Below are 26,700 nucleotides of genomic sequence, written 5' to 3'. Positions count from 1 at the left end.
CCGACTCCCAGGCGGAGTCCCGGAGTCCCCACCCGCACGTGTAAAGGATCCCCGCCGCGGAAGACGGCGGGGGCCCTTACACCTGGCGGTGGGGCAGCCGCGCTGCCCCGGCCGGCGGCCCCCAGCCAGCCGATCCGCGCCGAACACTCGGCCTCCGCCGGAAGGAAAGGAGCCAGGGCCGTGGTGCGCAAGCTCGTGGGTTACTCAGAAGCAGCCCCACATGACAAGTTTGCTGAGGCCCGGGCGACCTGCCTGGGCGGGAGTGGGCTGCCCTGTCGATGTGCGCCATGAGGGTCTTGATCATCGCGGCGCTGCACCTCCTCACGCAGTCGCGCGAGCGCCCGGTGCAGAGTGCTCTTGACCGTTCCGGGCGCCATGCCGAGGGCGGTGGCCGTCGCGTCGGTGGACATGCGCTCCCAGTACCGCAGCACCACGACACTGCGCTGCTGCGGCGTCAGCGCTCGCATGCTGTCCATCAGCAGCGCGTGATCGGCGTGCTGCTCGGTCAAGTCCTCGACGGAGGTCTCCGGCACCTGCTCTGTGGGGAGTTCTTGCAGTTTTCGGGCCCGCCACCACTCCGTCCGGGTGTTGATCATGACGCGGCGCAGGTAGGCGTCCGCGAGCCGCTTGTCCGCTATACGGTCCCAGTGCCGGTACGTGCGCAGGAGCGCGGTCTGGAGCAGGTCCTGAGCGTCGAGTGGGTCGGCGACCAGGCGCAGGGCGCTGCGCATCAGAGTGTCATGCCGGATGCGGACGTAGTCCTCGAAGCGCAGCCCTTGGTCATGGTGCGTGTGCGCAGACACGTGTCGGATTCCCTTCTGAGTGGGCGTGAACCGCGGTGCGGAACGGGCGGGCGGACATGACACCGCTCGGGCCCGGGGCAACGGCCGCCCGCCCAGTGCCCGTTGTGCGGCCATCGCTGGGAGAGGCCCAGACGGGCCCTGCTCGCCCCTGCCGCTGGCGTGGCCGTCTTCACCGCACGGGCATCAAGCAGGCGGTGCCCGCCCTTACGGCGACGTCAGGGCAGGGGCAGGTCACCTGCGCGCCGCCGCTGACAGCGCAGGGCAGGCAACGGGGTGCGGTGGGCCGATGAATACCCCCGTGAGACATCGACCCCCGGTGCCCCGTGAGCGGGGGAGAGGCCCGGGCGGGACATCCCCCTCGGCTGCCCCGCCCGGCGTCACGTGTTGATCACCGCTTGTAGGAGGCCCAGACCTTGGAGCCCTGGTCGCCGTTGACGACGATGCGCAGGTGGTCGAGGCGCTGGAACGCCCTGGTCTTGGTGTGGAAGGCCTTGTAGGGGTTGCACGTGACCTTGCCGCTGTCCGCGATGTAGCTCCCGGCTTCGACGTTGTAGATGCGCACCCTCATCTTGGCGTTGGTGTTGTAGCACTGCAGGTACGCGTACGCACTCCTGCCCTTCGACCGGTAGGGCTGGGAGACCCACTTCTTGCCGTGGTGAGTGAGGTAGTCCCCGGAGACCCAGCTCGGTCCCCACTGACGGTGGAGGGCCGACTGCGCGGAAACCACCCCCTGCGCCGGCGTGCCGGCTTCGTGAGTCGCGGCGTGCTGCTGGGTGACGGTGTGCTCGGATGCCTGCGGTGCGGTGGTCGCGAAGGCGCCTGCGGCGGATGCCGAAGCCATCGTGAGGGCGCATACGGCGGTACCGAGTGCGAGTGCAGAGCGCCTGAGTGCAGTCATGATCAACTCTTCCTTCCAGGCAAACGGATGGGAGGGCACCGGCCGGTGCACGTGCCCTGAGGCGGCCTTGAGCCGGTGCCAGGCGACGACTGTGGCAGCGAGGGGCTGTGGGGAAGCTGAAGGTTCCTGAAAGGTCCGTGCGTCAACTCTGCTGCGCTGTGCGGTTCTTCAGGTTGGCCACAGGTCCTCTCCCGCATGCTTGAGGCATGCGCTTACTGGTGGTTGAGGATGACCGGCGGATGGCGGAGTTGCTGCGGCGCGGCCTGGTCGGTGAGGGATGGGCGGTCGACGTCGTGTACGACGGGCCGTCAGGGCTCGAGCGGGCGGGCGAGAACCCGTATGACGCGATCGTGCTGGATGTGATGCTGCCGGGGCTGAACGGATACGGGGTGTGCGGCCGGCTGCGGGAGGCGGGCGTCTGGGCGCCGGTGCTGATGCTGACCGCGATGGACGGCGAGTACGACGAGGCGGAAGGCGTGGACGTCGGTGCCGACGACTACGTGACCAAGCCGTTTTCGTTCGTGACCCTCCTGGCCCGGCTGCGGGCGCTGATGCGGCGCGGACAGCCGCAACGCCCCGCCGTACTGCGCGTCGGCGACCTGGTGGTGGATCCCGCGGCCCGGCACTGCCGCCGCGGTTCGGTGCCGGTGACCCTGACGGCGCGGGAGTTCTCGGTCCTGGAGTACCTGGCGCGGCGCGGCGGCCAGACGGTCACGAAGACGGAGATCCTGGAGCACGTCTGGGACGACCGGTTCGACGGAGACGTCAACGTGGTGGAGGTCTACGTCAGCGCGCTGCGCCGAAAGATCGACATCCCCTTCGGACGGCGGTCCATCCGCACCGTCCGGGGGATCGGCTACCGCCTCGACGTTGCGGCGGAGAGGGCATGCTGAGGCGGGGCTGGCGGCGGCGGAAGGGGCGCGGCCAGCGGGCGAGCAGTGTGCGGTTGCGGTTGACCCTGGCCGCGACCGCCCTCGCCGCCGTCCTGCTGACCCTGGCCGCCGGTGTCTCGGCCGTCGCGATGCGCAACGAACTGGTCGCCTCGGCGTATCAGCGAGTCACGGACGGCACTGTTTCCGAGGTGGCGGAGGCGCCGCTGTGCGATGCGGACGACACCTGCGAGGTGACGACCGAGTCGTACACCGATCAGCTGACCCGGTACATCAGGCAGCGCGACACGCTGCCCCCGATCCGCAGCGAACACCTGTCCCTGTGGCCGTGGACCGACCCGGACGACGCGCAGCCCGCGGCGGTGCTCACGGCCCCCGGGACGGCCTTGGAGTTCTGGGACTGGGACGACGACGCCTCCCGCCCCGGCTACTGGATGGACCAGCAGCGGCTGAACACCACCGTGTGGTGGCTGGCCGGCGGCACGCTGGGGCTCACCCTGCTGGCCGCCGGCGGGACATGGCTTCTCCTGGGCCGGGTCCTCAAACCGGTGGAGGGTATCCGGACGCAGTTCGCCGCGCTGAGCCTGAGCCGCCTCGATCAGCGCATTCCGACGCCGCGCGGCGGCCGGGAGTTCACACGGCTGGTGGAGACGATGAACAGGGCCCTGGACCGCCTTGAGGCGGCGGCTGCCCGGCAGCGGCAGTTCACCTCCGACGTAGCCCACGAACTGCGCACGCCGATCGCCTGCTTGCGCGCCGAACTCGAACTCGCGCTGACCGGCTCCGGGACCGCCCGCTGGCCCGATGCCGCCCGTGATGCCCTGCACGACACTCTTCATGTCCAGGACATCACCACGAACCTGTTGCTCCTGGCCCGCCTCGACGCCCAGGCCTCCCACCGCAAAACCCTCCTGACCAAGCAGGTCGACCTGCCCGACCTGATCCGCGACGCCGTCGTCCGCCGTGACGTAGCCGACCACCTGAGCCTGGTCGTCACCGCACCCGACGAACCCGCGCCGGTGACCGGCCACCCTGGCCTGCTGGCCCGCGTCGTGGCCAACCTTCTCGACAACGCCGAACGTCACGCGGCCACCACGATCACCGTCACGCTCACTGTGGACCGCGCACGTCGGCAAGCCGTAGTGGACGTGGCCAATGACGGGCCGCCCATCCCGCCCGAACACCGGGAGACGATCTTCGAGCGTTTCAGCCGGCTCGACGACGCCCGCACACGTGACGCCGGGGGCACCGGCCTCGGCCTGGCCATCGCGCGCCGCATCACCACACTCCACCACGGCACCCTCACCCTGGCTCCCAGCCGGGAAGAGCAGTCGGGGGCCCGGTTCACCGTACGACTGCCCCTGACCCACGAGGACGCCCGGCCGCTGGTCACCGAAATCCTGCAGGCCTGGGACGAGCCCGACGACATCCCCGCGCTTCTCACTCACAATGCCGGACACCGGCCCCTCGAAGACGTCGTGCCCGACCTGGCACGCGCCCTCATCACAGCCGGACGCGACCACCACCTCCGTGCACTGCTCCGCCACGTCGCACGGCAGGCACCCGCCTGGGAAGTCACCGGCCTGGCCGACATCCTCCGGGACGAAGGCATGCCCGCAGCCGCCGAGGAACTGCTCGCCGCCCGCACCGCGCAGCGCCGCAGGTCCGTCCGGGGCGCCCGTGTTCGTTGAACCCGTATGAACACGAGGTCATCGCGTTTGCCCCGACGGCGAGCGCGTCGACGGACTGGAGCGCACCGCCTGGATAGTTGAGCACCAGATCGGGGCTCACCGCATCCAGCAGCTCACTGCCCGGGTTTCAATGCGCCGTCCAACCGCGGCGATGATCAGAGCTGACGCGCATGGAAAAATCCACTCAAGAGGCGTACCTGACCGCCTCCATAATCCACACAGCTCACGATGATCAACGGTGGCCGCACTCGGCCACCCACCGGACCCGGCCAGCACCCATCACGCTCTACGAACGTTCGGTGAGCAACTCCGCCAGTCGGTCGGCGAATTCAGTGAGCCAGTCCAGCCGTGGTCCGCTGCGGGCGATACGAAAACCGTGGCGGCGGCCCCAGAACGCTGCCTGGACGGCATGGAACTGGGCCCAACGCTGCACGCGTTCACGGTCGAGTTCCGCAGCCTCGGCGAAAACGTCCAAGAGGCGGTGGACAGCCTTGCGCAGGTCATCCTCTTCGAGGAGCGTCAGCGCACGTGACTTCAGAAGTGTGCCGCCGTCGTAGGCGGGATCTCCCACGTACCCCTTGGGGTCGACAGCCAGCCACGGCTCTCGGCCGGCACGCAGGATGTTCCGGGCATGTAGGTCGCCATGGATGAGGGTGTCCGGCTGAGCCCGACCCAGCTCCCGAACGGTCGCCACGGCGGCATCCAGCACCTGGCGCGGCAGCGCATGCGTCAGCTCCTCGGCGTCCTTGCGCAGCTGCTCCTCCCAGGCATCGGCCTGCTCACGCAGCCGGGGCAGGCCAGGCGGTGCGGGGATGGCCAAGCGGCGATTGAGCCGCCCGGCGACCGTCACCACCTCGTCGCCGTCCTCGACCTCCGCCAGGGTCGACGGCTGAACTCTCTCCAGCAGCATCGCGAACCGCTTGTCGTCGCGCCCATGGAGCAGGACGGCGCCGCATCCGCCCCACGCAACGAACGCATCCGGCTCATGGACGTTGCCGGGATGCGGAAACGACACCTTCAGCACGGCGCTCTCCTCAGCCCGCCGCCGTACCGGAACGATGACGCCGACACCCCCATGCATGACCTCGCCATCCGGCACGCACGCCCAGCGCGCCAGCAACTCGTCCACCATCCCCGGCAACTCGGCGAGCCACGCCGCCCCAGCCTCCCCCTCGCGGTCGACGGTGCTCTGTGCGAACTCCTCTGGCATCGCGATCATCCCGGCACCCTACGCGCCAGCCTGCCGCAGCCACCAAGCCCAAGCTGGCCGCCGCCCGGCAGACCGCGCACTACGAAAATCGCGATCTACAGCTGGCTAGTGCGGTGACCACATACGTTCGCCGGGCTGGGCCCAGGTCTTCTCTCTGCCAGAGATCAGCGAGACGCTGTACGCAGGAGGGTGGCATGACATGGATTGGTCCCAGCAACGCCGACGAGGTGACGGTTCCGGACGTGGTCGGGCTGATCGTGACCCAGGCACGGGCCGTTGCGTGGCAGGCGGGCCTGGTTGTCGCCGCTGACGATCCAGACGGGCCACCGGTCGGGGCGCTGACCTGGCCAGGAGTCTGGGTGGTCACAGCCCAGCATCCCGCCCCCGGCTCCCGGATGCGCCGCCGGGGCTCCCTGGTGATCTACTTCAAGGAACTGCCTGGCGGCAACGCCGGGGATCGGGAACCACGCCGTCCGCTGCCCTATCCGGACGGACTCACTGCCGAGCTAGACCCTGAAGCAGGTCCCGACCAACCCGGTGAACGTTTGTGGCCACCGCACTAGTGCCGCATCAGGCAAAGTTCGCCTCGTTGTGACGTGTCGTCCGGTTGCTGCGCCCTGCGGCACCAGACGGTCAGAATGATCGCGTGGCTGAACGCGTGCGGGTCCGTGAGATCGATGACGACGAGGGACGGCGCCTGCTGCGGATCATCCGCCGGGGCACCGGATCGGTGGTGACCTGGCGGCGGGCCCAGATAGTGTTGCTGTCCGCCCAGGGCCTGCCCGTTGCGAAGATCGCCACGGTGACGTTCACCAGCGCGGACCGGGTCCGCGACGTGGTCCACAACTTCAACGCCGACGGCTTCGACTCGCTCTACCCGAAGTACAAGGGCAGGCGCCCGAAGACCTTCACGCTGCCCGAGCGCCGCGAGATCAAGAAGATCGCCAAGTCCAAGCCGGCCGAGCAGGGCCTGCCGTTTTCGACCTGGAGCCTGGCCAAGCTAGCCGACTTCCTGGTCGCCGAGGGGGTGGTTGACGACATCAGTCACGAGGGTCTTCGGGTCCTGCTCCGCGAGGAGGGCGTCTCATTTCAAGGCGTGAAGACCTGGAAAACCTCCCGCGATCCCGACTACGAGGCCAAGAAGGCCCGCGTCGAGCACCTGTACGCGATCGCCGACAACGAGGTCATACCTGAAGAGGACGAGCCCGACATCGTGTTTTGCCTGGACCGAGTTCGGCCCGCTGAACCTCCAGCCCCACCCGGGACGGCAGTGGGCCGAGCGGGGGGGACGGCATAAGGACCCCGACCGGGAGTCCCGGCCCCGAGGCGGGCGACCTACACCCGCCCGCATGGTGTCCGGCACCTGTTCGCCGCCTACGACCTGACCAAGGACCAGCTCTACGGCCACATCAAGCAAAAGAAGAACCGGCCGAAGTTCCTGGAGTTCTGCCGTTACCTGCGCAGCCTCTACCCGCCGGAGATGCGGATCGCGATCGTGCTCGACAACTTCTCCCCGCATCTGACCACGAAGAGGGACACCCGGGTCGGCGACTGGGCCGAGGCGAACAACGTCGAGCTCGCCTACACGCCGACCAACTCCTCCTGGCTGAACCGGATCGAGGCCCAGTTCACCGCCCTGCGCTACTTCGCGTTGAACGGCACCGACCACGCCAGTCATAAGGAGCAGGGCAGCATGATCCGCCGCTACATGATCTGGCGGAACAAGCACGCAGCAGACGAACGCCTCCGCGACATCGTGACCCGGGCGAACGTCGCATAGCCGCTGGTCACCCGCTCTCCCGCCTCAGGCTCATCAACTTGCTGAGGGCGCCACCTGTTCCTTGCTCAGCAAGGTTCCGCGTGGCCTGAAGCCAGCCGAAGTGTAGAAGCCGACGGCTCCCTTGTTCGGCGCGAAGATGCCTGCGTAGATGATCGAGACACCGCGCTCCGCGGCGGCCTGCTCCGCCGCGATCAGCAAGGCCGACCCAACACCCTCGCCGCGATGCCCATCCAGGACGACGGTGTGGATGTCAGCCGCGCGGCAGGGAGCCAGAATCTGATGGTCCGGGGGATCGGCCAGCAGGACCACCTCCACCATGCCCACCACCTCACCCACCACCTCGGCGACGAGGATCACTACCTTGGACTCGACCGAAAGCACCTCCTCGAAGTGCCTTCGCACGGCCTCGGTGTCGGGCACGCGGTAGACGGCCGCATCGAGTTGGACATGCCTTTCAGCATTCGCGAGACGCAGGCGGACAAGTGCGGGCACGTCGTCCCGCTCGGCAGCCCTGACCAAGATCGACATAGGTCAAGAGCCTTCCACCCGGCCTGCCAAAACCACAAGGCGCACAGGCCAACTCAAGACAGGGCGAACATGGCCTGATGCGGCACTGGAAGTGAGCAAGGCGTGTTCCGAGTCTGATCATTGTCCTGGTCGGTGGTTTCGTCCGGCTGCGGACTCAACTGTTGACTCCGGGCGCTCCGCTAGACCGGCTGACTCACGTGCGCGCCGCCACTCTGCGTCAGACGCTTCTGCGGTCGGCCAGCAGTAGCCGCAGCGTGCTGGGTTCAGGATCGAGCGCGATAGCGGGTGAGCATGAGGGCGACGGCTTCGTCCACGACCGTGCTGTCGACTGGGTCGACGGGAGGGACGAAGTCGGTCCGTACGAGTTGGGGCCACAGGAGCTGGCCGCAGATCATGCCGAGGAACTGTTCGGCCACTGCGGATGCCGTCTGCGTCTGTCCGTCGGCAGAACGGAAGATGAGGGTGCCGGCTTGCACTTCGGCCTCGAGGTAGTCGCGGAGCCGGTCGAAGAAGGGGCCGCGATCGACGGCGAAGCCGGTGCCGACGATGTCAGCGAGTTCCGGCATCTGGGGAAGCTCGGTGATGATGAGGCGGCACAGCGCCGCCGTGCCGGGCCGTGAGACCAGGCAGGCGTAGTCGCGGCCGATGTGAGTCAGGCCGTTCCGGAGATCGCCGGGCGGAGGCGACTCGACGTACTGCACATCCAGCTGCCACTGCTCGGAGGTGACGGCCGCGAACAGCGCAGCCTTGGAGGGGTACCTCTTGAAGAGGGTGCCGGTGGAGACGCGGGCCTCCCTGGCGATCTGGGCCAGGGAGGTCTTGTCGTATCCCTGGGCGAGGAAGAGGTCGCGGGCGGCGCGGATGATGCGCGCGCGGTTCTCCGCTTTGATCTGCGCGTGATAGCCTCGCACGTATCGCCACCGGTTTTCACTCGGTCACGGTCCGCCACCGACATTCCTGCGCCCCTCGCCCGTCTCCCAGCGCATCCTCGCTGTCAGAGGACCGTCTGGCCGCCGTCCAGGACAAGGTCCTGGCCCACAGTGAAGGCTGAGGCATCGGAGGCCAGGTAGACGACGGCTTCCGCGATCTCTCCGGGCATACCCATGCGTCCCACAGGGATGCCGGAGCTGATCGCCTCCAGCATCGCCGCGCGCTGCGCGGAACCCTCGACTCCGAACTTGGAGTACAGCGGGGTGTCCACCGGGCCAGGGCTGATCGCGTTGAACCGGATGCCGTGCGACTTGAGCAGGTCCGCGTTCCACGACCGCATCAGGGAGCTGACAGCCGCCTTCGTCGCGGCGTAGGCGTTCGACCGCCCGTAGCCGCCGTGCGCGCTGTTGGACGCGTTGAGGATGACCGAGGACGAGTTGGCCAGCACGGGTACCAGGGCCTGCGTGAGGAAGAAGACGCTCTTGACGTTGATGTCGAAGAGCCGGTCGAAACTGTCCTCCGTGTGGTCCTCGAACGGCCGCCAGTCCGAGACGCCGGCGTTCAAAAAGGCCACGTCCAGCTCTCCGAAGTGCTCACGCACCCGCTCCGCCAGGCCGCGCTGCGCATCGAGATCGCGCGCATCCGCCCGGACCACCGGCACCTTGTCCCCGAGGACCTGTCGCGCCTTGTCGATGCTGGCCGGGGTTACGCCTGTGACCAGCACGTCCGCCCCCTCCGCGACAAAACGCTGCGCGGTCTCCAGACCGATCCCGCTCGTGCCGCCGGTGATGAGGGCGCGCTTGCCCGCAAGACGATTCATGTGTCTGTTCCCTGTCGAGACGTGAGGTAGGTCGATGGACTTACCAACTGGGGGTAGCTGCTGCACTCCCCTCTTGGTAAGTGGATCCACTTGCCATCGAGGGGGGAATTGTTGATCACGTGAACGTGGGTGAGGTGCCGCGCATGCGTGAGCTGCCGGAACCCACGACTTCAGCTGACTTGACAGGTTCCGCTGTGATCCTCGTCCGGTCGCTCTGTCGTCGGCGGGTGACCGTAGAGGAAGGCTCGGATGTCGCGTCGTAGGCGGATGGAGACTTCGTCGATTCCTTCATCGCCTGCGTAGAGGCGGGCGAGTTCGGGGTGGCGATGGTTGCCGAACAGTACGGGCACGTCGAGGGTGTGGGTGGCGCCGAGCCAGCCGTCCCACAGGGTCGCGGGGCGGCTGTAGCGGGTGCGCCAGACGCGGCTTGGTGCGGCGCCGGCCCAGGCGTCGGCGGGTTCTTCGAAAAGGGCGCTGGTCACGGCGGCGGACAGCGCCCAGTGCGGGTCGTCTGCTCTGGCCGGCGGGAGTGAGAGGGCTGCTTCCTTGTAGCGGCGGTGGCCGTCGCCGGGCAGCATCGCCGCGGCCAGGGCTTCGGCCTCGGTCGACGTCAGCCGGCGCGGGGAGCGTTCGTCGAGCACGAAGAACGTGCCCTCGTCGGACGTCGTGTTGAGCCTGGTCGGGATCGCGGAGGGCGCGGGGAGGCCGTTTGCGAGTTCGCCCGCGGCGACAGGGCCGAAGCGGTGGGTCGGGGCGATCGCGGACGCGGCGGCGATCAGAGCACTGTCATCGAGCTCTGCCAGCTGTCGGACAGGTACGTCGAGCTGTGCGGCCAGGCGCTGTACGACGTCGGCTGCGGAGTCCGGTTCGGTGAGGCGGGGGACTCCGCTGTGCAGGGACAGTGCGGCGATTGGTGTGTCGGCGCCGGGCAGTACGGACTGTATGGCCGCGCTCATCGCGCCTGCCGAATCCCCGGCCAGGGTGACACGGCTGGGATCGCCGCCGAACGCGGTGATGTTGCGGCCGACCCAGTCGAGCGCGGCCCTCTGGTCGAGCAGGCCGAGGTTGGCGTGGTCGCCGGTCAGTTCGGGGTGCGAGGCGAAGCCGAGCGGGCCGAGCCGGTAGTTGACGGTGACGACGACGGTTTCGGTGTCTTTGGCGAGCGTCGCTCCACGCAGTGCGGGCACGTCGCCCGATCCGTTGGTGAACGCGCCGCCGTGAATCCATACGAGCACCGGCAGATTCGCTCGCCGGTCCGACTGTGGTGTCCATACGTTGAGTACGAGGTAGTCGGGGCCGGACGGTCCGGACCGGCCGAGGACCATCCGAGCTCGAAGGCTTCCCGGCTGCGGTGCGGTCGCCCCGAATCGGGTCGCCGGCCTGACACCCGCCCACCTGGGGGGCAGGGTGGGCGGGAGGAATCGCGACCCGCCCGTAGGACCGGCGGCATAGGGAACACCGAGGAACGCGGCCACACCGTCCTCGACGGTCCCTTCGAGCTCTCCTGATTCGACGCGCACACGCATCGTGGTGCCTTTCGTCATGCGACCGGGACTCCTCGGCGGCTCAGCGTCTTCTGTGCGGCCTCGCGGGCTGCCGGGGCGACGTGGTCGGCGACGGCCCTGGCGGTGGCGGTGGCTTCGGCGAGCCCGATGTCGCCGAAGATGATCGACAGTTCGAGGTAGTTGATGCCGGACGCCTCGATCTGCGCCACGATCTCGTCGCGCACGGAGTCCGCGGTGCCGACGAACGCGTTGCCCTTGGCGAGGAGCTTCTCAGCGGAGAAGACACCGTCCAGCCGGTGGTCGTCGTTCTCGTGCCACAGGTGCAGGATGCGCTGCTGGAACAGGTCGCTCGCGCGGTGGAAGACGTCCTCCGCCTCGGCCCGGCTGCCCGCGATCACGACCGGGCTGGAGATGCCCAGACGCGGCCGGCCGGTGATGGGATTGAGCCGGTCCTCGTCGGCGCGGTGCTTCTCCCAGGTCGTCCAGAAGGTGTTGCCCACCTCGGCGACCCGGCCGTTCTCCCAGCGCGTGACGAAGTTGATGCCGTTGGATGCCGCCCACTCCGCGGTGGCCGCGCTGCCGGAGGCGTACCACAGTTGCGGGTACGGGCTCTGGACCGGGAGCACGGACAGCGCCGCGTCGTAATCGCGCAGCAGGGTTCCCCGATGCTTCATCCGGCCGGTGCGCAGCGCCGTCGTCACCGCCGTGAGCGTCTCCTCGTAGATCTCACGGGCCTGATCGCCTTGGACGCCCAGGATGCCGAGTTCCAGTGGGCTGACACCGGGGCCGACGCCGAAGTCGAGCCTGCCGTGCGAGAGTTGGTCCAGCGTGGCGATCTCCTCGGCCAGGCGGAACGGCTCGTAGGCGGGCAGGACGTTCACCAGGGTGCCGATGCGCAGCGTGCTGGTGATCCGGCTCAGGGCCGCGACGAAGAGGTTGGGCGACGGGACGACCGAGAGCGGCGTGCCGTGGTGCTCGGTCACGTGATAGTGCGCGAACCCCAGCCGCTCGACCTCCTGAGCGAAGCGGAACCGGTCGTCGAGCAGTTCCCCGACACTGCCGTGGGCGAGATCGAACGAGTCGAAGATGCCTAGTTCCAAAGACATGAGACGGCCTTCCGCTTCCCGGTGTTCGTGACCTTTCGATCACTATGCGCGGGAGGCGGGAGGGCGGTCGAGGAGATCTTTCCAGTATGCGGAAACGCCCCGGATGATCAGCCGGGGTTCGCGATCTCCCGGGAGATCAGCTGGGCGTACTCCCGCAGCGGGGGGATCAGCCGCGGGAGGTTCGCGTCAGACGCGGGGACCAGCGCCGTCAGCGCCATCGGAGTGCGGTCGATCCCGGTCGCCACGGGCACGGAGAGCGAGGACTGCCCGGGGGAGCTCTCCGCGCGGGCGATGGCGTACCCGGCCTGTCGGGCAGCTTCGACTTGCGCCACGACGAGGCGGGGCAGGACCTGCGTGTACGGGGTGTGCCTCTCCAGGCGCGTACGGAGCGCTTCGGAGAGCGCGGTCTTGTCCACTGTCGACATCAACAGCTTGCCCGCGCTGGTCGCGAACAGCGGGAGTTCGTCGCCCGCGTGCGTCAGGCGGATGCTGTCGAGCTTGCCGCGCACGGTGTCGATACACACGAGCCGGTCGCCGATCATCGTGCTCAGCGCGACGGCCGCCCCGGTGCGCGCGGCGAGTTCATTGGCGAACGGGAGGGCGGTCCTGCGCAGCTCGCGCTCCCAGGCCGAGGACACGCCCAGGCGCCAGATCTTCTCTCCCAGCCGGTACGTCCCCGACTCGGTCCGCTCCACGCCGCCCCACGCGACGAGCTCGCCCAGCAGCCGATGCGCCGTCGAAATCGGCAGGTCCGCGCGGCGCGCCAGCTCGCTGAGCGTGAGCGGCGAGGTTTCCGCGCCGAGGAGATCCATCAGGCCGAACACGCGCCCGACGTGGCTGTTGGACTCGCCGCCGGGCTTCTGCGCCATCGAGACTCCAAGTACGTCCACCTCAGATATCCCCGATGTTAACCAGGAAATCGGGCGTTCACCCCATGCGGTCGGTCACGCGTATTCACTACATGCGGTCGGTCACGCGGCGGAACCTGCTGTGGTGGAACAGCAGCGGTTCGACGGCCGACTGCGCATGCGTGTCTTCCACGAGGAGGAACGCGACCTCGTGGTCCCCGATCGTGGTGAGTTCGGCGATCGAGCAGCTCAGCATCAGTGCGCTGCCTCCGATGTGCACCGCGCCCTCGGGTGTGGCGGTCCAGTCGGCGCCGGCGAACCGGTCGCCGGGCCCGGCCAGCACGCGCGCGTAGTCCCCGTGCTGGTCCGCCAGGACGCTGATGCCGAGTTGCCTCACCTCGCGCAGCCGCGCCCAGGTCCGCGACTGGTTCCCGAACGCGACGCTCACCAGTGGCGGGGCCAGGGAGACAGTCGTGAACGAACTCGCGGCCAGACCGACCGGAGACCCGTCGACGAGCGCGGCGACCGCGGTGACCCCGGAGGGGAACAGCGAGAACGCGCGGCGGAGTTCTTTGTGTTCGGCTGCCCCGACTGGTGCTGTTGCCTGAGTCGTCATTGCTGCTCACCTCGGAATCACTGACACTGTGATCTCCACTGTCACCGCCCGTCAGGCGCCTGTCGAAGAATTCCTTCCACGGATTGGAAGGCCCGGCCAGGGGCCCGTCCGTCGTCGGCGACAGCAGGCCAGGACAGCATCTGCCTGCAGACCCCGCATAGGCGGGTAGGGCTGGAGTAGCCCCGCAGACCGGCCCGTCAGAGGTCAGGGCGTCGCCCCCCTTCACCGGGAGGGTGAAGCTCGCCGAGACCTGCCAGACGAGTTCGGCGCCTTTGCCCGAGGAATGGGCCCACGACGTCCCACGGCGCACGGCTGCGGGAGTGCCCGAGGAGGTGGGGGCATGTGACCAAGCCCCGCCTGGCGTGGGGCTGTTGGAGAGGCTGGCCGGCTGGGCTCGGTGCCGGTGCCGGTGCCCGTGGCCGATGCCGGCTACGGCCGCGGTGTCCACTTCCGTCTGGCCCTGGAGGAACGCAGCTGTTCCTACGTCATGGCTGTCGAGCCCAAAGAGACCGCCCGCCCGGCTGAGCCGTCCCGTACTTGCCGCCCTACCAGGGCCTGGGCCCGCCTACGTTGCCCCGCTACCGCGAGCCGGCCCGTCCCCTGCCTCAGCTGGTCGTGGCGGGTGCCTGCGTCGAGACGGTCACCTGGCGCGGCTGGGTGACCAAGTCCTCGACGCGTTACAGGACCTTCTGTGGTGCTGGGACGGCACCTGCACCGCCTGCGGCCGCCCCCTTCTCGCCCCCGCAGAACCAGAACCCACACGAAGCACTACTGGGGCGCTTCTTGTGGATCAGGACGTGGCTTGATCACAGCGAACGAAGCGTCGAACGCCGGTTACGCCACTTTGTACAGCTCAAATCGGTGGCGGGGCCAGGGCCGGGCGCTGCGGCGGGAAGCGTCGCTCAAGGATCTCCGCCACCGGTGCAATTCCGCGAAGCAGGCCAGGCGCGGTCGCTCAGCGTCCCACGTGCTGTGCGAGATATCGACCGCGACGGGATCCCAAATGAATACTACTCATTTTGCAGCCGCCGGTTTGACAGGGGGCTGGAAGGGGTGGGTCGGCGGATGACCGTTCCCGATTTGATGCCCACTCACCTGGGATGATCACTCTGCTGTAGTCGTCTGAGTGACACCGACCTCGGTTGGTCCATATGTCATCGGTGTTACGTCCTCAGGAAATAGGTGTGCCTATCGTCTTGACTGACGTGCCTTCTTGCCCCGATAAATGCAACTCATAGGAAGCAGCGGGGGTTCCAGGAAGGACACCACAGATGAGACCTCCACGCATCGGCGCGGGGACGGTCAAGGCGCTCGCAACGGCGGCTGTCGTCTTCGCGGCCGTGCTGCCCGCTACGCCCGCCTACGCGGCCACGACCAACTTCTACGTCGACCCTGTCAACGGCAGTGACAGCAACTCGGGAACCAGCACCGCCGCGGCGTTCAAGACCATCCAGGCCGCCCAGGACGCGGTGCGGTCCGTGAACGCGAACATGTCCGACGACATCGTGGTGAACCTGCGCGGCGGCACCTACTCCCTCACCAGCCCGGTCAGCTTCGGCACCAGCGACTCGGGCACGAACGGCCACACGGTCGTCTACCAGGCGTACAACGGCGAGACGCCCGTGATCAGCGGCGGCAAGGCGATCACCGGCTGGACCGCGGCCACCAACGGCGAGTACAAGGCGTCCGTGGGCAGCCTCAACTTCCGGCAGCTCTACGTCAACGGCGTCCGCGCCACCCGCGCCCGCTACCCCGACCTCGGCACGGACTTCCAGCTGGATGGCAGCGACAAGACCAACAAGCTCCTGAAGGTGCTCAGCTCCCAGGTCTCCAACTGGAACAACCTCAGCCAGGTCGAGATGATGCTGGAAACGCAGTGGGGCGAGAGCTACCTGCGGCTGAAGTCGATCAGCTCCGCCAACGGCACCGCCAACGTGTCGATCCAGGACCACGAGGCGGGCATCCTCTTCCAGCGCCCCAACCCGAACCTCGCCAACGGCTCTCCGCTGCACTTCGAGAACGCCCACGAGTTCCTCAACGAACCGGGCGAGTTCTACGTCGACACCGCCGCGCAGACCGTCTACTACAAGCCCCGCCCCGGCGAGGACATGTCCACGGCCACCGTGCAGGCACCCACGCTGCCCACGCTCTTCGACATCAAGGGCACGAGCCTCGACAGTCCCGCCCACGACCTGCGCTTCTCCGGACTCACCTTCACCCAGACCACCTGGATGGAAGCGACGAACAACGGCTACCTCAACGCCCAGGGCGGCAACTACAACATCTCGGCCAACACCTCCAACCAGCAGTACGTCGGCCGTCCACCGGCCGGGGTCCAGGCCGCGGACGCCGACCGCCTCTCCTTCACCGGCAACACCTTCACACAGATGGGCGCCAGCGCCCTGGACCTGTCCCACGGCGTGCACGACAGTACGGTGACCGGCAACCTCATCTCCGACATCGCCGGTAACGGAATCATGGTCGGCAAGTTCTCCGACCCGACGGTGGAGTACCACACCGTCTACAACCCGCCCACGTCACCGGCCGGTGAGGACGCCCGGGAGGTGGTCAAGAACGTCACCGTCAAGAACAACCTGATCACCCGCATCGGCGAGGACTACCTGGGCACCGCCGGCATCGACGCGGGCTTCGTCAACAGCACCACCATCGACCACAACGACATCAGCGACACCCCATGGGCCGCCATCTCACTCGGCTGGGGCTGGCAGTCGGCGACCAACGCCGAAGGCAACAACAGCATCAGCTACAACCGCATCGGCAACGTGATGAACCGGCTGTGCGACTCCGCCGGTATCTACCACCTCTCCAACGACCCGGGCACGGTCATCAACGGCAACTACATCCACGACGTGGTGCGGGGACCGGCCGCCTGCACTTCCGCGGTCAGCGGCATCTACCTGGACGAGGGGTCGAACAACATGACCGTCTCGAACAACGTGCTGTCGCACACCGACGAATCCGTCCACCAGAACAACAACGGAACCAACGTCACGCTCACCAACAACACCACGTCCGGTGACTCAGTGATCAAGGCATCCGGCCTGGAGTCCGCCTACCAGGGGCTGGCCACGAAGCTCAACCTCGCCTACAACAAGCCGGCATCCTCCTCCTCGGTGTACAGCTCAGCCTGGGTGGCGGCCAAGGCCAACGACAACAACGGCTCGACCGGCTGGTCGCCGACCGGCAGCGACACCTCGGCCTGGTGGCAGGTCGACCTCGGCCAGGCCTACCAGCTCGGCCAGTACTCCCTGACGACGCGCCAGGACCTCGACCAGCCCGAGACGCGCAGCAACTTCGAGATCCGTGGCTCCAACGACCCGTCCTTCGCCACCTACACCGTGCTGGGACGCCAGGGCGCCACCACCCTGCCGCTCGCCTCGACGCTCACGGGCAACATCGACGTCCGCCAGAAGTTCCGCTACCTGCGGGTCGCCAAGACCGACGGCGCGTACTTCTTCATCGCCGACTTCAGTGTCCAGCAGGCCGGCGGCGCGCTGGAGGACGCGACCAGTACGCCGAACACCAACCCGTCGACGTACTACACGATCAAGAACGCCAACAGCGGACAGCTGATGGACGTGAACCAGGCCTCCACCGCCGACGGCGGGAGCGTCGTCCAGTGGCCGAGCAACGGCGGTACCAACCAGCAGTGGAACATCGTCCCGGTCAGCGGTCAGCTCTACAAGATCGTGAACAGGAACAGCGGCAAGGCCCTCGACATCAACGGCTCCAGTCACTGGAGGGGGACCGCGCTGCAGCAGTACACCTACAGCGGCGGCAACAACCAGCTGTGGTACTTCGAGCCGACCAGCGGCGGATACCTCATCCGCAACTTCGAGAGCGGGCAGGTCCTGGAGGTCGGTGCCGGATCGATGACGAACGGAGCCGCCATCAGCCAGTGGATGCCCCTGAACCACCTGTACCAGGCATGGACGATCCAGTGACCGGGTGACCCAGCGCAGGACGGTGACGGCGCGGCCGGAAGACGAAGGCTTTCCGGCCGCACCGTACCCAGCGCGCCCTCGTGGCCGGCATGCTCGCCGGCGCCACCAAGGAGTGAGGCACCGGGCAGCTGGGCGGACCTGACCGAGATCTGGCATCCGAGTGAGTCCGGCACACCGTGACGGTCATCCCCCATCCCTCGCCCGAGCCACCTGACCACCACCCATCGCAAGGAAAAGCCCAGTGAAACTTGTACGAGTCGGCGCGCCCGGCGAGGAGCGTCCCGCGGTCCGCACCGAGGATGGCCGGCTTCCGCATCATCGGCTCGCGCTGCTCGCCCGACACCCGGCGGCTGCGCGAGTTCGCCGTCCGCAACCGGCTGCCGCACCGCTGGATCGACCTGGAGACCGACGAGGAGGCCGAGGAGCTGCTGCGCCGCTTCGGCGTCGGCCCGGAGGAGACACCGCTCGTCATCTGGCGGGACACCACCCTGTTGCGCAACCCCAGCAACGCGGAACTGGCCCGGCTCATCGGCCTGCCGCAACTGCCCGCCGGAATCCGTCACGGTGACGTCCTCATCGTCGGCTCCGGACCCGCCGGCCTCGCTGCCGCGGTGTACGCCGCCTCCGAGGGCCTCTACGGTTGGACGTTCCGGTGCCGACCGCGTCCCGCCCCCGCCTGCTGCCGCGACTTCGGTAACTCCTCGACTCGCAGATGCAGCGCACGAGCCAGTGCCCCCGCTGTTCTTGGGCAGGGAACCGGCTTGCCGTCCTGCGACGCTTCCCGCCCGGTCGTGTGCCGCAGCCCCGACCGGGCGGGAAGGTGGGCCACCGGGGTGGCGCCGGTCAGGCGACCGGGCTGAACGTCCACAGCAGGTTGGTGCTCTGCTGCCACGTCCACTGCTTGGCCACGGACCCGGAGGCAACTCTTCCGCCGCTGTCGAGGACCAGTCCCGTGCTGCGGTTGGCGATCGAGTACTGGCCCCGGCCGCGGGGGGTGATCAGCCACTGCTGCGTGTCGCCACCGTCCCATGCCTTCTGCCGGGCCGGATCGCCGTTGGCGGTGGAGCCCCAGCCGTCGGCGACCATGCCGTTGGTGCGGTTGACGAGCTTGTAGTAACCATCGCCGAGTTCCACTGCCTGCCACTGGAGATTGGAGCTGTTTACCGGCGACCACTGCTTCAGGTTCGAGCCGCTGGCGACATCGCCGCCGCTGTCCAGCACCAAGCGGCTGGTGACATTGGTCAGGCGGAAGTACTTGTCGGGCCTGAACGTCACCTTCAGTGATCTGATCGCGTCGTTGTTGCCGGTCGCCACGAGGTCGGGGGCGTTCGAGGTGAACGTCCAGACGGTGCCGGTGAAGTTGTCGCCGGAGTAGCCCGTCACCTGGTAGCCGTCGGGTACCAGGATGGAGGAGGCCATGGCGGCCCCCAGGCCGGCGGCGGCCAGTTGGGAGGACGTGTAGCTGCCCAGCGGCAGAATGGCGCTGTTGCCTTGGTAGTTGACGTTCTGGAACACCGTCGCTGACGTGGAAACCCCGATGGGCATGCCCAGGACCTCGACGCACACCACGGAGACGTTGGCGTTCGGCGCGGTGGCCGGCACGGTGACGTCGATGGTGCCGCCGCTGACGGTGTACGAGAGCGAGACCGAGGGGTTGTCCAGCAGGTAGACGCGGCTGATCGTGTTGTCGAGCGCCGGGATCGCCAGCCGGCCGTTCGTGGGCCAGGTGAAGACATGGGCGAAGAGCTTGCCGCTCTTCTTGGTGACCTTCCCCCACGCCGGTTCGAAGGTGAACGGGCTGCCGCTGGTCCCGTGGATGCTGTCGCTGTACGTCGACATCCATGAGGCCAGGCCGTTCAGGACGGACTCGGTTCCGGCGGTGACCAGGCCCTCGCCCGTGGGGCCGATGTTCAACAGGTAGTTGCCGTCCCGGGCGACCACCGTGACGAGTTCCCGGACGAGGTCCTTCAAGGGCCTGTAGCGGGTCTCCAAGCCCGCGTTGTAACCCCAGGAGCCGTTCATGGTGGCGCACTTCTCCCACTGCCGGTTCATCGGCGTGGCGGGTATGCCGAACTCCGCGACCGCGTAGTCGCCGAGACCGAGGTCCCGCTTGACCCGTTCGTTGACGATGAGGCCGGGCTTGCGGGCGATCAGCCAGTTGTAGAGGTCGACGCCGTCCGATTTCAGCCACCAGTCCTCCAGGGTGGGGCTGGAGGGCTCGCCGGACCAATCGCCGTCGAACCACAGCAGTGCCGGGTCGTAGCGGTCCAGCAGTTCCTGGAGCTGCGCCTTCATGTCGGCGATGTAGGCGGTGCGGGCGGCCTGCGAGGACATCGTGGTGAGACCGCCCTCGTGACGCTCTGTCTGTGAAGGATGGTTCCAGTCGAGGATCGAGTAGTACAGGCAGAACTTGATCCCGCGGCTCTCGCACTCCCTCTTGAGGTCCCCGAGCAGGTCGGTCTGGAAGCCGCTGTAGTCGTGCAGGTTGTACAGCTTGGTGCCGGTGGTGTCGGTGAAGCTCGCCACGTCGGAGTCCCACATTGCGTAGCCCTCGTGGTGCTTGGCGGTGATCACGAGGTACTTCATGCCGGCGTTCTTGGCGAGTTCGGCGATGGCGGCCGCGTTGAACTGGGTCGGATTGAACTTCTGGCTGACCTGCGTCTGGTAGTTCGCCTTGCTCCACCGCTGCTGCGCAAACACCCACTCGCCCTGGCCGAGGTACGAGTAGGACCCGAAGTGGATGAACATCCCGAACCGGGCCTCGTACCACCAGTCCATCTTCGAGGGGACGGTGTACGCCTCGGCGGTGGCGGGCCACAGGGCCTGCGGCAGCCCGAAGGCCGCCACTCCTCCGGCAAGGGCGGCGGCCTTCATCAGAGAGCGTCTGCTGAGGGATGCAGAGGACATGGTGCGGCTCCATGTGTTGGGGGAGGGAGGGCAGGGCGCTACGAGCGGAACACCGGCATGGCGGCCATGTTCCGCTTCACCCTCTGGAAGACATCGGATGGATTTATAGGACAACTGCGAGGGCCGCGTCTACGGTTGAGGCGATACCGGTCCAAGTCACGGGAGGAAAAGGAAGATTCAGGGCGGGTACGTTAGACCTGAGGGTCACTCATTCGGTGAGTGGAGCGCTATACATGGGATCTATAGCGCCGCCATTGCGCGTACTATTGATCTTGGTCGTAGCCTGCTGCTCGGCGGCGGGAAGCCGGCGGGCATGGCCCGCCGCTTGACTGGCCGCAGCAGCCGGGCGGCGTCGATGACATCGGCCCGCAGAACGCGGCCGGGTGCGCACGGCTGTGCCGTCTGGTCTCGCCGTCCCGGAGCCGCTTGACGTTGCCGTGGGGTCGGCGGAGGACCACGCCGCCGAACTGCGCCGCGCGAGCATCGGGCACCTGCTCGGCTTCGAGGCCGAGGTCCCGTATGCGGCGCGGGGGTCGGTGCAACCGGAAAGTCTTCGCCTTCCGGTTGCACCGTCACCATCCACTCATCGATGGCGGCTCCGCTCGACGTTGATCCACCGCTCACCCCCGGTATCTGTCTGCTCTCCAGGTTGCAGATGAGGTACCCGCCGGTGGCCGGCTGGAGGTACCACAGCTGGTTGTTGGCGCCGGCTGAAGGGGGCCTGCCGGATCGGCGACGGGTGCCCCTTCCGCTGCGTCAGCTGATGGAGAACTGGCTGAAGCTCGCGGTGCCGGGTGTGGGGCTGTGGGCCGTGAAGAACGTGCCCGCGTGCAGGCTGCTGTTCGCTCCGGTCGGCGTGGCGGTGCCGACGGTGGTCCAGGTGGTGCTGTCGGTGGAGCAGGAACCGGTGACCGATGTGCCGTTCCTGACCAGCCGGAGCCAGAGCGGGGCGGATTCAGCGGTCTTGGTGGTGATCTTGTCGACGTAGCCGTCGCTGTCGGAGTCCCACTGCAGGCTGACGCCGTTGCCGGGAGTGACGGCGAGGGAGGCGTACCCGGTGGACGAGCCGGCTCCGGTGACGCTGTTGCGCAGCATCAGGCCGGCCTTGCCTCAGGCGTTGGTGTTGTCCTGGCTGTCGACGTGGACGGTGACGGTGGAGGAGGTTCCCGCGGCGGCCGGCTGGTGGGCGGCGGAGTAGTCGTCGTCGTGCAGCATGCTCGTGGCCCATGTGTCGATGCCCGCGTTGGTCAGGGAGGTCACTCCCTGGCTCTGGCCCACCGCGGCGGGGATGGAGCTGTAGGCACGCCATGGCGAGGTGACGGTCTGCAGTTTGCTGAAGGTCGCGCTGCCGGCTGTGGTGCTGTGGGCGGTGTGGATGACACCGGCGTCCTGGGCGGCGGCCATGGACGGCAGGATGACCGCCGAGCCGATCTGGGTGAAGGTGGATCCGTCGGTGCAGTAGTAGCCGGACACCCGGGTGGCGGTGCGGGTGAGCCGCACCCAGACCGGTGCCTTGACCGAGGTGGCCGTGGAGGTCGGCTGGTCGAGGCGAAGGCGGTGCCCGTTCCGTTCGGCGTGGCGTAGAGCGTCGTCGTGGCGGCGAACGCGGGGCTGGCCTGGACGAGGACCGCAGCGGCCGAGGCGGTGAAAGGGCACCTGTGGCCAGCCATGATCTGAGACGGTCGGATATGGGTTGGTTGTGGTTTGGTCGCATATGGCGTGGTTGCGGCTTGGTCGCATATGGCACCTGCCGGTGGATTGTCTCGGAAGGCCTCGCGATGTGCCGCCGGAGTGGGCTGGCCGGGTGACGCGGACACAAACGGGAAAGATCGATGCAACATTAGACGTCATATGAATTTCGTCAATAGATTCGTCGCGACGACTCGGCCGATGGGCCTGCGGCATGTGCGAACGCCCCCGGCCTTGTCGGCTCGGGGGCGTCGGTGCGGTTGTGCTCACGGAGCGGGCGGGGCCGCGCTGGGCGGGCGACGGCGACGCCACGCTGCTTCGATGTGATCGGTCATGGCCTGCGCGGCGCCCTCGGGATCGCGGGCCAGGAGACGCTCGACCACTTTCCGGTGCTCCGCGTTGGCCTGTCGGCACCCGGCGGTGTCGGGGGCGCCGGTGTACAGCAGCGTGGTGCGGGCCTGGGCGTGGACGGTGCGGATGACGGAACGGCCGAGCCGGTTGCGGGAGGCCTGCATGATGCGGTCGTGGAAGGCGACGTCGATCTCGACGAACCGGGCCGGGGCCGTGGTCTTCTCGTCGAGCCGGCCGAGCATCCGCTCGATGGCCTGCAGGTCCTCGTCGGTGGCCAGTTCGACGGCCTGGGCGGCCATCTGGGCCTCGAGCGCCGACCGGATGGCGACGAGCTGGTCGAGGACGACGAGTGTGCCGTCGTGCTGGACGGTGGCGGCCAGCACGACGGGGTCCAGCAGGTTCCACTCCTCGGGCTGGGTGACCGTGGTGCCGGAGCCCTGCCGGGCGCGGACCAGACCCTTGGCCTCCAGAGACTTGACGGCCTCACGGACGGTGATGCGGCTGACGCCGAACGTCTCGCACAGTTCGGGTTCGACCGGCAGGGTCGAGCCCGGCGGGAGGGCACCCGAGACGATGGTGCCGGTGAGGGACTCCACGACGGCATGGGCCAGGCGGGCCGGGCGCTTGGGCCAGGGCTCGATGACCGGCGATTCCTCGGCCGCGCCGCTGGCGTTCCTGACCATGGGCCCCCTTGCGTTGCAGCGAACGGTGGGCGACTCTACTCGCCAACACCTTGACGGCATTCGTATGACGACTTATGTTACACGAAATGCACCCCTCAGGGTCCGACGCCCGCCCGGGACGGCCCGGCGTCGACCTGTCCAAGCCCCCGAACTGCTCGGGGCACCTGCGAACCCAGTGGAGTCACTCATGACGGTCGACAAGCCTGCGTCCAGCTCGAAGAGAGTGATCAGCAAGAAGCGCGCGGCGTTGCTGGCCGGTTGCGCGGCCACGGTACTGCTGACCGTGACGGCCTGTGGCGGCGGCAGCGGCACCGGTACGACGACCAAGGACGGCTTCGCCCAGGCGCCGCAAAAGGACGGCGCGCTGACCGTCTGGGTGGACGCGACCCGCATGGACGCCGCGAAGCTGTATCAGAAGCTCCACCCGGACGCGAAGCTGGACATCGTCAGCTACGACGGCGACGCCAACGGCTCGAACTACCTCCAGACCAAGGTCCAGTTGTTCAACCGCACCGGCAAGGGCTGGCCGGACGTCGTCTTCAGCTCGCAGAACAACGAGGTGACGTGGGCGGTCGACGCGGGGTTCGCGGCCCCCCTCGACAAGGGCCTGATGCCCGCGATCACCCTGGCGCAGTTCGCCAAGGGCGCCAACGACGTCTGCCAGGTGAACGACACCCTCTACTGCCTGCGCAACGACCTCTCCCAGGCGGTGCTCTGGTACAACGCTCCGCTGATGAAGAAGTTCGGCTACACCGTGCCGACGACCTGGGAGGAGTACCAGGCGCTCGGCGAGAAGGTGGCGAAGGAGCACCCGGGCTTCCTCGTGGGTGACGCGGGCGACTCGTTCACTCCCGAGATCTACCTGTGGGCGAGCCAGTGCGGCGCCAACGACATCACCGGTCCCAAGTCCGTCTCGGTGAACACCACCAGCGAGGCCTGCACCAAGATGGCCAAGCTCCTCGACGTGCTGATCAAGAACAAGTCCATGTCCATCAGCGGCGTCTTCAGCACCGACTTCGGCAAGAACCAGGCCGACAAGGTGCTGCTCATGCCCGGCCCGGCCTGGTACGGCGGCGCGGTGTTCAAGGACACCCTCAAGGTGCCGGCCAAGCAGATCGGCGTGGCGCCCATCCCCCAGTGGAAGGGGCAGCCCGCTCCCACCACCGGCAACGTCGGCGGCGGCACCTGGCTGCTGTCCAAGCACTCCACCCACATCAAGGCGGCCACCGACTTCCTGAAGTGGGTCACCACCGACGACGCCTACCAGGCAGAGAAGGCGCCCGGCTATCCGGCCTACGGGCCCGCAGCCCAGAAGTGGCTCAAGGCGCAGGGCGGCGTCGGCTACCTCACCGGGGACCTGAGCGCGCTGCAGGACGCGTCGAGCCAGGTCTGGCCGGGGTGGGGCTCGGGCCAGTTCAGCCAGGAGGCGATCTGGGCGGCCACCGTCAAGCCCGGCCTGACGCAGGGCAAGTCCATCGAGTCGATGCTGCCGGCCTGGCAGGACTCCATCGTCAAGTACGCCAAGTCCAACGGATACAAGGTCTCCCAGTGACGCTCAGCCACTCCTCGTCCGGCTCTGCCCGCCGGCGCCCCCGCGGCGCCGACCGGCAGGGCCGGGCCGGCATCGCCTTCGTCGCGGCGTACGTGCTCCTGCTGATCGCGTTCGGCATCCTGCCGACCGGGTACGCCGTCTACTTCGCCTTCACCGACGCCGGGGGCACCTTCACCGGCCTCGACAACTTCGTCACCACGGCGCAGGACTTCCGCTTCATGGACGCCGTCAGTCATGTCGCGCTGTACCTGGTGTTCTGGCTGGCCTCCCTCGTGGTGTTCGTGGTGGGCCTGGCCCTGCTCCTGCACCGCCTCTCGTCAGGCACCGTCAGCAAGTCCCTGCGGTTCCTCTTCTACATCCCCGGAGCCCTCGCCGGCGCGGCCAGCGTCCTGGTGTGGCTGTTCATGCTCGACCCGACGGTCAGCCCCGTCAGTTCGCTGCTGGGCTCCCTGGGCTTCCACACCTTCGGTGAGGTCATCGCCCCCGGCAACCTGGCGCTGCTGTTCACGATCATCGCGTTCTGGACCGGCGCCGGCGGCTGGATCGTCGTCATGTACGGCGCGCTCAACAACATCCCCACGGACGTCATGGAAGCCGCCCGCATCGACGGCGCCGGCGCCTGGCAGACCGCCTGGCACATCCAGATCCCCATGCTCCGCAAGTGGATCGTGTACATGGCGATCCTGGCCTTCGCGGGCGGCGCGCAGCTCTTCGTCGAGCCGCAACTGCTGTCCCTCGCCAGTGTGGGCGTGGCCGGACGCGACTACTCGCTCAACCAGCTGACCTACGACTTCGCCTTCCAGATGAACAACATCAACGGCGCCGCCGCGGTCTCGGTGGAACTCCTGGTCGTCAGCGTGTCGGCCGCCGCCGTCTTCGTCGCACGCTCGGGGTTCTTCGATGCCGACTAAGTCCTTTGCCATCCCGGTCGCCGCCACTCCACGTACGAAAGGGGCATCATCCGTCATGAGCCACAGGCACCACCGGGCTCCGGAGCGGCGTCCCCGTCCCCAGCGGCGCGTGACATCCCGGCTGCTGACCGGCACCGTACTGGCCGTGTTCGCGGTGTTCTTCGTGCTGCCGGTGCTGTGGCTCGTCCTCGCGGCGACCAAGACCGACCGGCAACTCGTCCACGGCAACCCGCTGTCCTTCGGCTCCTGGCACGCGTTGAAGGCCAACTGGGACGGCCTCACCGCGTTCCAGGACAACGCCATCATGCAGTGGCTCGGCAACTCCACGCTGTACGCGGTGATCTCCCTGGTCATCACCCTCTGCGTGGCGGTGCCGGCGGGATACGGCCTGGCCATGACCGAGTTCCGCGGACGGCACACCCTGCTCGTCTCGACTCTCGTCGTGATGCTCATGCCGACCGCCACCCTGGTGGTGCCGCTGTTCCTGGAGATCAACGCGGCTCACCTGATCGGCACGATGTGGTCGATCATCCTGCCCTACTCGTTCTACCCGTTCGGCGTGTACCTCACCTACATCTACTTCACCACCGCCGTGCCGAAGGACCTGCTGGCGGCGGCGAGAATGGACGGCTGCTCGGAGTTCGGCGTCTTCCGGCACATCGCGCTGCCGCTGGCCACCCCCGTCATCGCGCTGGTGGGCTTCTTCAGTTTCGTGGCCAACTGGACGAACTACTTCCTTCCGTACGTGATGCTCCCCGAGAGCGACCAGATGCCGATCCAGGTGGGCGTCGGAAGCCTGCTCAGCAACGTGCCGTCCTTCAACCCGGCGGTCGGCGCCCTCGCGATCCAGCGCCCGCAGCTGGCGCTGGCCACGCTGGTGGCCATCACACCGGTGCTGGTCGTCTTCCTCTTCGCGCAGCGCTTCCTGGTCAGCGGAATGCTCGCCGGCGCCACCAAGGAATAGCGGCCCGTTCAGGCCGTCGCCCTCGAGCGCCGTCCCGCCGCCCACCCCAAACG

Annotated in this window: 22 protein-coding genes and 2 pseudogenes; 10 read left to right on the top strand and 14 right to left on the bottom strand. The window is 67.9% G+C overall.

The features are described from left to right. Positions 1 to 200 precede the first annotated feature (200 nt). Positions 201 to 731 (bottom strand): SigE family RNA polymerase sigma factor, encoded by a 531-nt coding sequence (locus ACQF4J_RS06300; protein ID WP_427168572.1) that lies wholly within the window; start codon positions 729 to 731, stop codon positions 201 to 203. Between the two features lie 460 nt (positions 732 to 1,191). Next, positions 1,192 to 1,701, bottom strand: coding sequence for a hypothetical protein (locus ACQF4J_RS06295; RefSeq protein WP_351804319.1), 510 nt, complete (start codon positions 1,699 to 1,701; stop codon positions 1,192 to 1,194). Positions 1,702 to 1,907: 206 nt separating this feature from the next. Between ACQF4J_RS06295 and ACQF4J_RS06290 the strand changes: the two genes are divergently transcribed. Next, on the top strand, positions 1,908 to 2,594 hold the full coding sequence (locus ACQF4J_RS06290) for a response regulator transcription factor (RefSeq protein ID WP_427164966.1): 687 nt from the start codon (positions 1,908 to 1,910) through the stop codon (positions 2,592 to 2,594). Further along, positions 2,588 to 4,282, top strand: a complete 1,695-nt coding sequence (locus tag ACQF4J_RS06285) for a sensor histidine kinase (RefSeq protein WP_427164964.1) — start codon at positions 2,588 to 2,590, stop codon at positions 4,280 to 4,282. Before ACQF4J_RS06290 ends, ACQF4J_RS06285 begins: the two co-directional genes overlap by 7 nt. 286 nt (positions 4,283 to 4,568) lie before the next feature. On the opposite strand, the gene ACQF4J_RS06280 is transcribed toward ACQF4J_RS06285, so the two are convergent. Next, positions 4,569 to 5,501, bottom strand: a complete 933-nt coding sequence (locus ACQF4J_RS06280; RefSeq protein WP_351579882.1) for an aminoglycoside phosphotransferase family protein — start codon at positions 5,499 to 5,501, stop codon at positions 4,569 to 4,571. Positions 5,502 to 5,686: 185 nt separating this feature from the next. Here ACQF4J_RS06280 and ACQF4J_RS06275 point away from each other — a divergent pair, with 185 nt between their 5' ends. Further along, on the top strand, positions 5,687 to 6,055 hold the full coding sequence (locus ACQF4J_RS06275; RefSeq protein ID WP_351579885.1) for a PASTA domain-containing protein: 369 nt from the start codon (positions 5,687 to 5,689) through the stop codon (positions 6,053 to 6,055). Between the two features lie 83 nt (positions 6,056 to 6,138). Continuing rightward, positions 6,139 to 7,272: pseudogene (locus ACQF4J_RS06270) on the top strand (IS630 family transposase). A 33-nt stretch (positions 7,273 to 7,305) separates the two neighbouring features. Here ACQF4J_RS06270 and ACQF4J_RS06265 read toward each other — a convergent pair. From ACQF4J_RS06265 to ACQF4J_RS06235, 7 genes are all read right to left on the bottom strand, one after another. Then, complete coding sequence (locus ACQF4J_RS06265; protein ID WP_351804327.1) at positions 7,306 to 7,800, bottom strand: GNAT family N-acetyltransferase; 495 nt, start codon at positions 7,798 to 7,800, stop codon at positions 7,306 to 7,308. Between the two features lie 263 nt (positions 7,801 to 8,063). Further along, positions 8,064 to 8,711 carry a TetR/AcrR family transcriptional regulator gene (locus ACQF4J_RS06260; RefSeq protein ID WP_427164961.1) on the bottom strand — a complete coding sequence of 216 codons (648 nt, stop codon included), beginning with the start codon at positions 8,709 to 8,711 and terminating at the stop codon, positions 8,064 to 8,066. A gap of 83 nt (positions 8,712 to 8,794) precedes the next feature. Next, positions 8,795 to 9,550 (bottom strand): SDR family oxidoreductase, encoded by a 756-nt coding sequence (locus ACQF4J_RS06255; protein ID WP_351579891.1) that lies wholly within the window; start codon positions 9,548 to 9,550, stop codon positions 8,795 to 8,797. A 170-nt stretch (positions 9,551 to 9,720) separates the two neighbouring features. After that, positions 9,721 to 11,076, bottom strand: a complete 1,356-nt coding sequence (locus tag ACQF4J_RS06250) for a carboxylesterase family protein (RefSeq protein ID WP_427168571.1) — start codon at positions 11,074 to 11,076, stop codon at positions 9,721 to 9,723. A gap of 14 nt (positions 11,077 to 11,090) precedes the next feature. Next, positions 11,091 to 12,161: an LLM class flavin-dependent oxidoreductase gene (locus tag ACQF4J_RS06245; RefSeq protein WP_351579897.1), complete on the bottom strand. Its 1,071-nt coding sequence runs from the start codon at positions 12,159 to 12,161 to the stop codon at positions 11,091 to 11,093. Between the two features lie 107 nt (positions 12,162 to 12,268). Then, positions 12,269 to 13,030 carry an IclR family transcriptional regulator gene (locus ACQF4J_RS06240; protein ID WP_351579900.1) on the bottom strand — a complete coding sequence of 254 codons (762 nt, stop codon included), beginning with the start codon at positions 13,028 to 13,030 and terminating at the stop codon, positions 12,269 to 12,271. Between the two features lie 88 nt (positions 13,031 to 13,118). Further along, on the bottom strand, positions 13,119 to 13,625 hold the full coding sequence (locus ACQF4J_RS06235) for a flavin reductase family protein (RefSeq protein ID WP_351804333.1): 507 nt from the start codon (positions 13,623 to 13,625) through the stop codon (positions 13,119 to 13,121). Positions 13,626 to 14,022: 397 nt separating this feature from the next. Between ACQF4J_RS06235 and ACQF4J_RS06230 the strand changes: the two genes are divergently transcribed. The 3 genes and pseudogenes from ACQF4J_RS06230 to ACQF4J_RS06220 all read left to right on the top strand — a co-directional run. Then, the gene (locus ACQF4J_RS06230) at positions 14,023 to 14,286 is read left to right on the top strand and encodes a transposase (RefSeq protein ID WP_427164957.1); all 264 of its coding nucleotides are present in this window, start codon (positions 14,023 to 14,025) and stop codon (positions 14,284 to 14,286) included. A gap of 610 nt (positions 14,287 to 14,896) precedes the next feature. Continuing rightward, complete coding sequence (locus tag ACQF4J_RS06225; RefSeq protein WP_351579905.1) at positions 14,897 to 17,590, top strand: RICIN domain-containing protein; 2,694 nt, start codon at positions 14,897 to 14,899, stop codon at positions 17,588 to 17,590. 302 nt (positions 17,591 to 17,892) lie between these two features. Beyond that, positions 17,893 to 18,225: pseudogene (locus ACQF4J_RS06220) on the top strand (cyclic nucleotide-binding protein); the annotation flags it as partial. Between the two features lie 208 nt (positions 18,226 to 18,433). On the opposite strand, the gene ACQF4J_RS06215 reads toward ACQF4J_RS06220, so the two are convergent. From ACQF4J_RS06215 to ACQF4J_RS06200, 4 genes are all read right to left on the bottom strand, one after another. Beyond that, positions 18,434 to 20,497, bottom strand: a complete 2,064-nt coding sequence (locus tag ACQF4J_RS06215; protein ID WP_427164955.1) for an alpha-L-fucosidase — start codon at positions 20,495 to 20,497, stop codon at positions 18,434 to 18,436. A gap of 756 nt (positions 20,498 to 21,253) precedes the next feature. Next, positions 21,254 to 21,592 (bottom strand): hypothetical protein, encoded by a 339-nt coding sequence (locus tag ACQF4J_RS06210; protein ID WP_351575142.1) that lies wholly within the window; start codon positions 21,590 to 21,592, stop codon positions 21,254 to 21,256. Between the two features lie 15 nt (positions 21,593 to 21,607). After that, on the bottom strand, positions 21,608 to 21,997 hold the full coding sequence (locus ACQF4J_RS06205) for a hypothetical protein (protein ID WP_427164953.1): 390 nt from the start codon (positions 21,995 to 21,997) through the stop codon (positions 21,608 to 21,610). A 455-nt stretch (positions 21,998 to 22,452) separates the two neighbouring features. After that, the gene (locus ACQF4J_RS06200; protein WP_351575136.1) at positions 22,453 to 23,220 is read right to left on the bottom strand and encodes a FadR/GntR family transcriptional regulator; all 768 of its coding nucleotides are present in this window, start codon (positions 23,218 to 23,220) and stop codon (positions 22,453 to 22,455) included. 187 nt (positions 23,221 to 23,407) lie between these two features. Here ACQF4J_RS06200 and ACQF4J_RS06195 point away from each other — a divergent pair, with 187 nt between their 5' ends. Genes ACQF4J_RS06195 through ACQF4J_RS06185 form a run of 3 tightly spaced genes read left to right on the top strand, consistent with a single transcriptional unit; the run spans position 23,408 to position 26,647 of the window. After that, on the top strand, positions 23,408 to 24,772 hold the full coding sequence (locus ACQF4J_RS06195) for an ABC transporter substrate-binding protein (RefSeq protein ID WP_351804343.1): 1,365 nt from the start codon (positions 23,408 to 23,410) through the stop codon (positions 24,770 to 24,772). Beyond that, the gene (locus ACQF4J_RS06190) at positions 24,769 to 25,683 is read left to right on the top strand and encodes a carbohydrate ABC transporter permease (RefSeq protein WP_351575123.1); all 915 of its coding nucleotides are present in this window, start codon (positions 24,769 to 24,771) and stop codon (positions 25,681 to 25,683) included. The genes ACQF4J_RS06195 and ACQF4J_RS06190 overlap by 4 nt, the downstream gene beginning before the upstream one ends. 55 nt (positions 25,684 to 25,738) lie before the next feature. Next, entirely contained in the window at positions 25,739 to 26,647 is a 909-nt protein-coding gene (locus ACQF4J_RS06185; RefSeq protein WP_351575120.1) for a carbohydrate ABC transporter permease, read from the top strand. The last annotated feature ends 53 nt before the right edge of the window (positions 26,648 to 26,700 follow it).

Source organism: Streptomyces sp. C1-1, assembly GCF_050214755.1.
In the GTDB taxonomy this organism is placed as follows: domain Bacteria; phylum Actinomycetota; class Actinomycetes; order Streptomycetales; family Streptomycetaceae; genus Streptomyces.
This window is presented reverse-complemented; position numbering and strand designations above follow the sequence as displayed.